The following is a 530-nucleotide window of genomic DNA, read 5'->3' as shown; positions in this document are numbered from 1 at the left end:
GCCTACTATGAAAATCTTTTGGAGGAATTTCCCATATTTTCCATTGAGGACGGTCTTGCGGAGGACGACTGGGATGGCTGGAAGAAACTGACGGAGCGCCTGGGAGATAAAATTCAGCTTGTGGGGGACGACCTTTTTGTAACAAATCCCAAACGGCTGGAAGCAGGCATTAAAGTGCCCGCAGGAAATGCCATATTGGTAAAAGTAAACCAAATCGGAACGGTATCCGAAGCTATGGAAGCTATAAAAATTGCCCAGCGGGCGGGATATAAAACTGTGATTTCCCACCGTTCCGGGGAGACGGAAGACACCTTTATCGCAGATTTGGCGGTGGCGGTAAACGCAGGGCAGATAAAAACGGGAGCGCCCTGCAGAAGTGAGCGGGTGGCAAAGTATAACCAGCTTCTGCGCATTGAACAGGAATTGGGATCTGTCTCAAAATATTCTCTTTAACAGCCAAAATGTCAGACTTTAAAGAGGGATTTTCTTGAAGATTCTCCCTTGTATTTCACTCCTTATCAGTTTATAAT

General features: G+C 46.2%; 1 pseudogene. It reads left to right on the top strand.

Annotated elements, in window-relative coordinates:
* Nucleotides 1–453, top strand: a pseudogene (eno, locus tag D7Y06_RS25570) (phosphopyruvate hydratase); the annotation flags it as partial.
* Nucleotides 454–530: the final 77 nt, after the last annotated feature.

The organism is Roseburia sp. 1XD42-69 (assembly GCF_003612565.1).
GTDB lineage: Bacteria > Bacillota > Clostridia > Lachnospirales > Lachnospiraceae > Roseburia_B.
The sequence above is the reverse complement of the archived record's forward strand: the minus strand, read 5'-3'. Positions and strand labels throughout refer to the sequence as shown.